The 8,425-nt window shown below is 65.4% G+C and carries 7 protein-coding genes; 2 read left to right on the top strand and 5 right to left on the bottom strand.

The window, feature by feature from the left end; all coding sequences use genetic code 11:
• Window positions 1-46 precede the first annotated feature (46 nt).
• Both EB75_RS14490 and EB75_RS14485 read left to right on the top strand, forming a co-directional pair.
• A complete protein-coding gene (locus EB75_RS14490; RefSeq protein ID WP_073696074.1) occupies window positions 47-2,959 on the top strand; it encodes an MMPL/RND family transporter in 2,913 nt (970 codons plus the stop codon).
• A gap of 30 nt (window positions 2,960-2,989) precedes the next feature.
• Window positions 2,990-3,448, top strand: coding sequence for a DUF5078 domain-containing protein (locus EB75_RS14485; RefSeq protein WP_073696078.1), 459 nt, complete (start codon window positions 2,990-2,992; stop codon window positions 3,446-3,448).
• Window positions 3,449-3,503: 55 nt separating this feature from the next.
• Here EB75_RS14485 and EB75_RS14480 read toward each other — a convergent pair whose 3' ends face one another.
• Genes EB75_RS14480 through EB75_RS14460 form a run of 5 tightly spaced genes read right to left on the bottom strand, consistent with a single transcriptional unit; the run spans window position 3,504 to window position 8,425 of the window.
• Window positions 3,504-4,514 (bottom strand): TIGR03617 family F420-dependent LLM class oxidoreductase, encoded by a 1,011-nt coding sequence (locus EB75_RS14480; protein WP_073696073.1) that lies wholly within the window; start codon window positions 4,512-4,514, stop codon window positions 3,504-3,506.
• Window positions 4,515-4,516: 2 nt separating this feature from the next.
• Window positions 4,517-5,113, bottom strand: coding sequence for a TetR/AcrR family transcriptional regulator (locus tag EB75_RS14475; RefSeq protein WP_073696072.1), 597 nt, complete (start codon window positions 5,111-5,113; stop codon window positions 4,517-4,519).
• Window positions 5,114-5,120: 7 nt separating this feature from the next.
• Window positions 5,121-5,819: a transporter gene (locus EB75_RS14470; RefSeq protein ID WP_073696071.1), complete on the bottom strand. Its 699-nt coding sequence runs from the start codon at window positions 5,817-5,819 to the stop codon at window positions 5,121-5,123.
• A gap of 15 nt (window positions 5,820-5,834) precedes the next feature.
• The gene (locus tag EB75_RS14465) at window positions 5,835-7,121 is read right to left on the bottom strand and encodes an NAD(P)/FAD-dependent oxidoreductase (RefSeq protein ID WP_073696070.1); all 1,287 of its coding nucleotides are present in this window, start codon (window positions 7,119-7,121) and stop codon (window positions 5,835-5,837) included.
• Window positions 7,118-8,425, bottom strand: coding sequence for a saccharopine dehydrogenase family protein (locus EB75_RS14460; protein ID WP_073696069.1), 1,308 nt, complete (start codon window positions 8,423-8,425; stop codon window positions 7,118-7,120). Before EB75_RS14460 ends, EB75_RS14465 begins: the two co-directional genes overlap by 4 nt.

The raw sequence follows: 8,425 nt of genomic DNA, 5'->3' as shown, positions 1-8,425 counted from the left end.
CCTCCACGGGCGTGCACGCCCAGACCTTCTGCCTGGTGAAATCTGCATGACGCATCCAACCGACGAAGACACCGTCATCTTCCCGAAGGCCGAGCAGCCGCCCCATCGGCCGTTGATCGCCCGCCTCATCCGCACCTTCGCGATCCCGGTCATCCTGTTCTGGATCGGCGTCATCGTCTTCCTCGGCAGCGCCGTCCCTTCGCTCGACGAGGTCGGCAAGATGCGCTCGGTCTCGATGTCACCGGACCAGGCCGCGTCGGTCATCGCGACGAAGCGCATCGGCGAGGTGTTCCAGGAATTCAAGTCGAACAGCTCGGTCATGGTCGTGCTGGAAGGCGATCAGCCGCTCGGCGCAGAGGCACACGCCTACTACGACGAGATGATCAAGAAGCTCCAGGCCGACACGGCGCACGTCGAGCACATCCAGGACTTCTGGAGCGACCCGCTGACCGCCGCCGGTTCGCAGAGCAACGACGGCAAGGCCTCGTACGTCCAGGTCTACCTGCGCGGTAACCAGGGCGAATCGCTCGCCAACGAATCCGTTCAGGCCGCGCAGGACATCATCAAGAGCATCAAGACGCCGCCCGGCCTGAAGGTCTACGTGACCGGGCCCGCGGCGCTCGCGGCCGACCAGCACATCGCCGGTGACCGCAGCCTCAAGCTGATCGAGGCCGCCACCTTCGGCGTCATCATCATCACCCTGCTGCTCGTGTACCGGTCGTTCATCACGGTGCTGCTGACGTTGCTGATGGTGGTGCTCGAGCTGTCCGCCGCACAGGGCGTCGTCGCGGCGCTCGGTTTCTACGACATCATCGGCCTGTCGACCTTCGCTACCAACCTGCTGGTGACGCTGGCGATCGCGGCGGCCACCGACTACGCCATCTTCCTGATCGGCCGCTATCAAGAAGCACGCGGCGCGGGCGAATCCCGCGAAGACGCCTATTACACGATGTTCGAGGGCACGGCCCACGTCGTGCTCGGCTCCGGCCTGACCGTCGCGGGCGCGACGTTCTGCCTGCACTTCACCCGGATGCCCTACTTCGTGTCGCTCGGCGTTCCCCTGGCCATCGGCATGGTCACCGTGGTGTTCGCCGCCCTGACGCTGGGCCCGGCCGTGATCTCGCTGGCCAGCCGGTTCCGCAAGACTCTCGAGCCCAAGCGCGCGATGCGCGTGCGCGGCTGGCGCAAGATCGGCGCCGTCGTGGTCCGCTGGCCGGCCCCCATCCTGGTCGGCACCATCGCGCTGTCTCTGGTCGGCCTGCTCACATTGCCTGGCTACGAGCCGGCCTACAACGACCGCCTCTACCTGCCGGCCGACATCCCCGCCAACGAGGGCTATGCCGCGGCGGACCGGCACTTCTCGCCGGCGCGGATGAACCCCGAGCTGATGCTCATCGAGAGCGACCACGATCTGCGCAACTCCGCCGACTTCCTGGTGATCGACAAGATCGCCAAGGCCATCTTCAAGGTGCCGGGGGTATCCCGGTCGCAGACCATCACCCGCCCTGAGGGCAAGCCGATCGAGCACACCTCGATCCCGTTCCTGATGAGCATGAGCGGCACCTCTCAGAAGATGAACGAGAAGTACGCCCAGGACTCGATGGCCAACATGCTCAAGCAGGCCAACGACATGCAGATCAACATCGACACGATGAAGAAGATGCAGGGCATCACCACCCAGATGGCGGCCACCACGCACAGCATGGTCGCCAAGATGGTCAACATGACCCTGGACGTGGCCGACCTGCGCGACCACATCTCGGACTTCGACGACTTCTTCCGGCCGATCCGCAACTACCTGTACTGGGAACCGCACTGCTACGACATCCCGGTCTGCTGGACCATGCGCTCGGTCTTCGACACCCTCGACGGCATCGACACCATGACCGACGACATCCAGAACCTGATGCCGGACATGTTGAAGCTCGACAAGCTGATGCCTCAGATGGTCGCGTTGATGCCCGAGATGATCTCGACGATGACCAACATGAAGCAGTACATGCTGACGATGTACCAGACCCAGAAGGGTCTGCAGGATCAGATGCAGGCGCAGCAGGACAACGCGAGCGCCATGGGCGAGGCGTTCGACAACTCCCGCAACGACGACTCGTTCTACCTGCCGCCCGAGGTCTTCGACAACGCCGAATTCAAGCGCGGCATGAAGAACTTCATCTCGCCCGACGGCAAAGCGGTGCGGCTCATCATCTCGCATGAGGGCGAGCCGATGAGCGCCGAAGGTATCTCGCACATCGACGCGATCAAGAACGCCGCGAGGGAGGCCATCAAGGGCACTCCCCTGGAGGGCTCCAAGATCTACCTCGGTGGCACCGCGGCGACCTTCAAGGACCTGCAGGAGGGCGCCGACTACGACCTGCTGATCGCCGGAATCTCCGCCCTCTCACTGATTTTCGCGATCATGCTGATCATCACGCGATCCGTGGTGGCCGCGGCGGTCATCGTCGGCACCGTGGTGCTGTCGCTGGGCGCGTCATTCGGTCTGTCGGTTCTGTTGTGGCAGCACCTGATCGGGCTCAACCTGCACTGGATGGTCATCGCGATGGCGGTCATCATCCTGCTGGCCGTCGGCGCGGACTACAACCTGCTGCTCGTCGCCCGGTTCAAGGAAGAGATTCACGCCGGCCTCAACACCGGCATCATCCGGTCGATGGGCGGCACCGGTTCGGTGGTCACCTCCGCCGGCCTGGTCTTCGCCTTCACCATGATGTCCATGGCGGTCAGCGAGCTGCACGTGGTCGGTCAGGTGGGAACAACCATCGGCCTGGGCCTGTTGTTCGACACGTTGATCATCCGATCTCTGATGACGCCGGCCATCGCCGCCCTCATGGGCAAGTGGTTCTGGTGGCCGCAGCGGGTGCGTCAGCGTCCGGTGCCCGAGCCGTGGCCGCAGCCCAAGCCGTCCGGCGAACTGCAATCGACTTCCAACAGCACAGGTATCTAGGAAACAGGAGTGAGGACTATGGTCGAGATCATGCGTGGTCTGAAGCGTGCCGGTATCGGGATCGCGGCCTTGGGCGCCATCGCGACGACTCTCGCCGGGCCGGCCGCCGCCGATGCCACCGACGACTACCCGATCCCCCACCGGATCATCATCACCACGTGTGATGCCGAGCAGTACCTGGCCGCCGCGCGCGACACCAGCCCGGTCTACTACTCGCGCTACATGATCGACATGCACAACCGGCCAGCCGACATCCAGCAGATGGCGCAGGACCGCATCCACTGGTTCTTCTCGCTCGACCCGGTGGGCCGCCGCCAGTACTCCGAGGACACCGCCACCAACGTCTACTACGAGCAGGTGGCCACCCACTGGGGCAACTGGGCCAAGATCTTCTTCAACAACAAGGGCGTCGTCGCCAAGGCGACCGACGTCTGCCAGAACTACCCCAAGGGCGACCTGAACGTCTGGAACTGGGTCCAGGCCCCGTAGTCCCTAGCGATTTGTGCACGATTTTCCGCGCTGACCGCGGATTTTCGTGCACAAATCACTGGGCGTGCAGCGCGGTGACCAGGTCCCGCACGTCGTCGGCTCGCTGTTCGTAACCCGGGAAATAGCAACAGATTTCGTCGACGTGCGTGCCGAAGCGGCGGCCGATCTCGGCGGCGCACTCCTCCGGGGTACCGACGATGCCGATGGTCCGGACCATGTCGTCGCTGATCAACGCCCGCATGCCGGCGAAGTCACCGACCTTCGACATCGCGTTGAGTTGGGGCTGCAGGTCCGCCCAGCCCTCGGTCTCGAGCACCGGCAGATACGCCGGCGTCGAGCCGTAGAACGCGATCAGCGTGGCGACGCCGTTGATCGCCGCGGTCAGGTCCTCTTCCGTGCGTCCCACCGCCACCATGGCCTGCGCAATGATCTGCAGATCGCCCGGCACGCGCCCCGCGCGCGCCAATCCCTCCCCCACTGCCACCAGGGTCCGGTCGGCGAAATGCCTGGCGCTGTGGAACGGCATCACCAGCAGCCCGTCGGCGACCGCGGTGGCGGTGCGGGTCATGATCGGACCCAGCGCACCCATGAGCACCGCCGGCGGCCCGAAGGGGTTGGGGCCGGGATTGAAGTTCGGCGGCATCAGGGTATGGGTGAAGTGCTTGCCGCGAAAATTCAACGGCGCCTTGCCTTCCCAGCAGTCGAAGATCGCCTTGATCGCGGTGACGGTCTCGGCCATCTTCTCGGCGGGCTTGGCCCACTGCGCGCCGTAACGCTTTTCGATGTGCACCTTGATCTGTGAGCCCAGGCCGAGCCGGAACCTGCCCCCGCTGTACACCTGCAGGTCGTACGCCGCGTGCGCGAGATGCAGTGGACTGCGCGGCCCGGCGATCGCGACGTTGGTCATCAGGTCCACGCTCGCGGCGCCGGCCGCCGCAACCAGCGGCAGGAACACGTCATGCGGGCCTTCGAAGGTGAACACCCCGTCGGCCCCGAGGCCGGCCAGCTCGCGGGCGTGGTCGGCGGCGCGCTGAGGCGCTCCGTCGATCTGCAGTTGTACCCGCATGACTACCGCGGTCCGTATAACGCTGCCATCCAAATGTTGTACAACACCTCGACGACGACATCGGGATCCGGGTAGGGCTCGGCCGAAAACGACTGTGTCAGATAGCGTTCGTCCATCCACACCAGGGCCCGCGCGGTTTCGCTCGCATCGAGGTCGGCATTGATCTTTCCGTCCGCCTGGTCGTCGGCGATGCGCTTGGCGGTGGCGTCGATGAACTGCTGAATCAGTTCCGCATATGCGGCTTCGACCTTGTCGTCACTGCCCGCCGCATCCGACAGCGCACGCAGGACGCGCCCGTGTTGCGAGTAGACCTCTGTCAGTCCCTTGAATGCCGACTTTGCATCGTTGACCAGATCGGTGCCCACCAGCCACCGGTCGACCATCTCGCCGATCTCCATACCCAGTTCCTCGACCACGCGCAGGGCGAGGTCATGACGGTCGCGGAAATGCACGTAGAAGGCCGGCCGCTTGAGGCCGGTGCGGCTCATCACCGCATCGACCGTCATCTCGCGAAATGGCCGCTCCCGCAAGAACTCCTCCGCGGCCACGAGGATCTCGCGTTCGGACTCCTTGGGATCATGCTTGGGACGTCTGCTCATCGTGTCCCTAGTTCATCACAACCACGGTGCGATTTCGGTTGTGATTGTCCATCGCACGGTATGCGTAGTAGTAGACGGTCAGCTGCACCGCCCACGTGGTCAGCGCCGCGGTGTAGAAGATGGTCCGGTTCGCGTCGTCACCTGGTACCGAATAGAAGTCATACGTCGCCGCGATGACGGCTCCCATGGCAGTGGCGATCACGACGAGCACCGCGTGCTTCCGCTCGCCGATGCGCCACAGCCGCATGGCGAAATAGATCAGGAAGACGGTGGTGAGGACGTTCACCGCGACGAGGAACACGGCGCCGGCCAGACCGATGTGGTGCGTGGTGGGTGATGCCGTCCGCAAGGCGTAGAACGTCAAGCCGAGGCCGACCACACCGGCAAGCGCGAAGACACCGATATCGACGGCGCGCGACGGCTTGTATCCATGGGTCACCGCCATCAAGCCCAGCACCAGGATCAAGGTGATCCCGACCGACCTGGAGAACGCGTCGAAGAAGATCGCGACGTGGAAACTCGGGCTGTCCTGGCTCAGCCGTAGTAGACCGTAGACCAGGAAGTTGACCCCGGAGGTCGCGACGATGATCCATTCCAGGCCGAGCAGGTAGTTCTGATGGTTGCGAATGAACTTCCAGCCGTAGGTGAAGCCGGCGAAGATCATGAGCAGATCAGCAAGGGCGAACAACGCGCCGATGATTTCCATGTTCTGGTCCTTTGCCTAGATCGGGGCGAGGCGGTCGAGAACCCGGTCACCGAACCAACCGAGTGTCAGCGCCGGCTGGCTGACGAAGCTGGGCCAGAATCGGCCGTCATGCCAGATGGCCTTGAGGTCGTCGGGCATGGGCGCGCCGGAAAGCCTGTCGGCGAGCATGCTGCCGACGTACTGGGCCTGGGCGAAGCCATGTCCGTTGCACGCCAACGAATACAGGACATTGGGCGCTGCCTCCCCCGCGACCGGCAGCCAGGTGGAGCTCATACCGATCCAGCCACCCCAGGCCCGTTGCGGCGCAACATCGCTCAGTCCAGGGAAGCGTTCCCGGAAGCCGCGCACGAGATCGTCGACGACGGGCGGCGACGGCGTCCGCGCGAGCAGCGGGCCGTTGGTGGTCTCCAGCCGGCGGGTGCCGAAAACGATGGTGTTCCCGGGGGTTACGCGGTAGCTCTCCAAGATCATGTGCGCCGTCACCAGGGGTGCGCGGCTGGTCCACCCGATGGCATCGAGGCGCTCCGGGGCGATGGGCTCGGTCTCCACCAGGGAGGTCCACACCGGCGACACCAGCCTGCGCGGCGTGACGGCGAGGTCCTTGCCGTAGGCGTTGGTGGTGAGCAGCGCCTGTTTGGCGCGCACCCGTCCGCCGGCGGTCTCGACGGCCACGCCGGCCGCACCAGCGCTGACGTCACCCACCTGGGTGCGCTCGAAAACCCTTGCCCCCGAGGCCAGCACCGCGTCGCGCAGGCCGAGGACATACTTCCCCGGGTTGAGCGTGCCGCCGATGCCTTCGCGCATGCCGCCGAGGAATCCGTCGGGCAACCCCGCTTCGGGTCCTTCGACGAACTCGGCCGACGATCCCGCCGCCGCCATGATCTTCGCGTTCCGCTTGGCTTTGCGCAACTGCCCCTTCGACACCGCGGCCTGCACGATGCCGACCTTTTCGAAGTCGCAGTCGATGCCCCGGCTCGCGATGGCTTCCTGCGTGAATTCCACTGCGGATTCGGCGAATTGGAACAGTGCGCGGACCTTCTCCCTTCGGAACAGCAGTGCCAGCAGCGCCGGGTCGGCAGCGATGGAGTTCGTGACGTAGCCGGCGTTGCGCGAACTCGCACCCGAGCCGCACGTCTGCGCTTCGAGCAACACGACGTCGGCGCCCGATTCGGCAAGGCGCAGTGCGGCCGTCATCCCGCCGACGCCACCCCCGACGACAGCGACGTCACACGTCACCTCGCCGGCGAGCGGAGGTTCGGCGACCGGCTGTGCGGCCCAACCGGTTTCGGTCAGCAGGTTCATGCCGAGACTGCCTTCCGAGAGGTCACCGCCGTGCTCGGCGTGACGACGGCCTCGACCACCTGGTGCAAGGGCGCTCCTCCGGTGGCTGCCAGCGCGTTGTAGAAGGTCTCGGGGCCCGCCCAGTCCTCCGGCGCCAGGACGCCCGATCGTTGACCCAACTGATCGACCGCCAACATCATGAACGCCGCGGTGGCCGAGCCGGTGAGCGACGCCATGGTGGTCCAGGGGGTACCGGGACCACTCACCGGTGCCCGTCGCACCGACACCACCGGCTGCCCATCGCGAGTGCCGGTCACCCGCACGTAGTTGGTGCCGCGGAACGGCGGGTGCTTCTTGGCCGCCGATGTGGCCATGAACTTCAGCACCTCGACCGCCCCGATCTCGCCGCGACGGATCGTGCCCCAGAGCCCCGACAGCGCGTACCGCCACACTTTGAGCGAACCGTTCTTGTCGGTCAGCAGGTCGTTGACGAAGTCGATGGCCTCATCCATGGTGATCTTGTTGTCCTGCACGGCAACTGCGACGCCGCGCATGATGCCGTTGGTGGGTGGCGGGTCGAGCGCGCCAAGCACGCGAACCCGATCGGCACCCGGCCAGCGCCGCGGCAACGTCACCGCTTCCGGGTGTGCGCACTCGTAGAACCGGTAGGCGTCACCCAGTGAGTTGCCGACGTCGAAGACGTCATTCTCGATGAACGTCTGATGCTGCACGGCGCGGCCGCCTTCCCACGTCCAACACGGCCCTGCGAAACCCCGGATCGCATGGTCCAGCACCGCACGCCCGTACGGCACCGGCCCCTCATCACCGGTGACCCAGCAGATGTCGATGCGCTCGACAACATCCATGTCGCGGGCGGCGTCCGCCGTCATCACGTTGGTGTATCCGGGCGATGCCCCGCAACAGATCAGGATCGGTACGCCCGCGGCCTTCGCCTTGTCGTCGAGTGCCAGCGCCACGCGCGTGCTCGCCTCGTCGTCGTCGAGATCCAGGTAGGGCACCTTCTTCTCGATGCACGCCTCCATCACCGGCTCGGCAGTGCGGTTGTACGGTCCCGCCCCGAGCACGACGAGATGAGCGCCGTCGATGGCCCGGCGCAGTGCGACGCCATCGAAGAGGTCGAACGAGCCGACCGTCGCCGAGCCGGCCGGCAGCTTCGCCGCGAAGTCGTGCAGGAGTTCTGGCCGGATGTCGTAGAGCTCGAGCGTCCAGTTGCCGTCGCCGGCAGCCTTGACGAAGCGTTCGATGGCGACGCGGCACATCTCACCAGCCGCCCCGATGAAAACAATTCTCTTTGCCGTGGTCAT

It is taken from the genome of Mycobacterium sp. ST-F2, from assembly GCF_001905655.1.
Taxonomy (GTDB): domain Bacteria; phylum Actinomycetota; class Actinomycetes; order Mycobacteriales; family Mycobacteriaceae; genus Mycobacterium.
The sequence above is the reverse complement of the archived record's forward strand: the minus strand, read 5'-3'. Positions and strand labels throughout refer to the sequence as shown.

Excerpts from the sequence above, each read along its gene's own strand:
- EB75_RS14480 (WP_073696073.1), bottom strand. The coding sequence starts at position 4,514 with ATGCGGGTACAACTGCAGATCGACGGAGCGCCTCAGCGCGCCGCCGAC.
- EB75_RS14460 (WP_073696069.1), bottom strand. The coding sequence starts at position 8,425 with ATGACCACGGCAAAGAGAATTGTTTTCATCGGGGCGGCTGGTGAGATG.
- EB75_RS14465 (WP_073696070.1), bottom strand. The coding sequence starts at position 7,121 with ATGAACCTGCTGACCGAAACCGGTTGGGCCGCACAGCCGGTCGCCGAA.
- EB75_RS14485 (WP_073696078.1), top strand. The coding sequence starts at position 2,990 with ATGCGTGGTCTGAAGCGTGCCGGTATCGGGATCGCGGCCTTGGGCGCC.
- EB75_RS14475 (WP_073696072.1), bottom strand. The coding sequence starts at position 5,113 with ATGAGCAGACGTCCCAAGCATGATCCCAAGGAGTCCGAACGCGAGATC.
- EB75_RS14490 (WP_073696074.1), top strand. The coding sequence starts at position 47 with ATGACGCATCCAACCGACGAAGACACCGTCATCTTCCCGAAGGCCGAG.
- EB75_RS14470 (WP_073696071.1), bottom strand. The coding sequence starts at position 5,819 with ATGGAAATCATCGGCGCGTTGTTCGCCCTTGCTGATCTGCTCATGATC.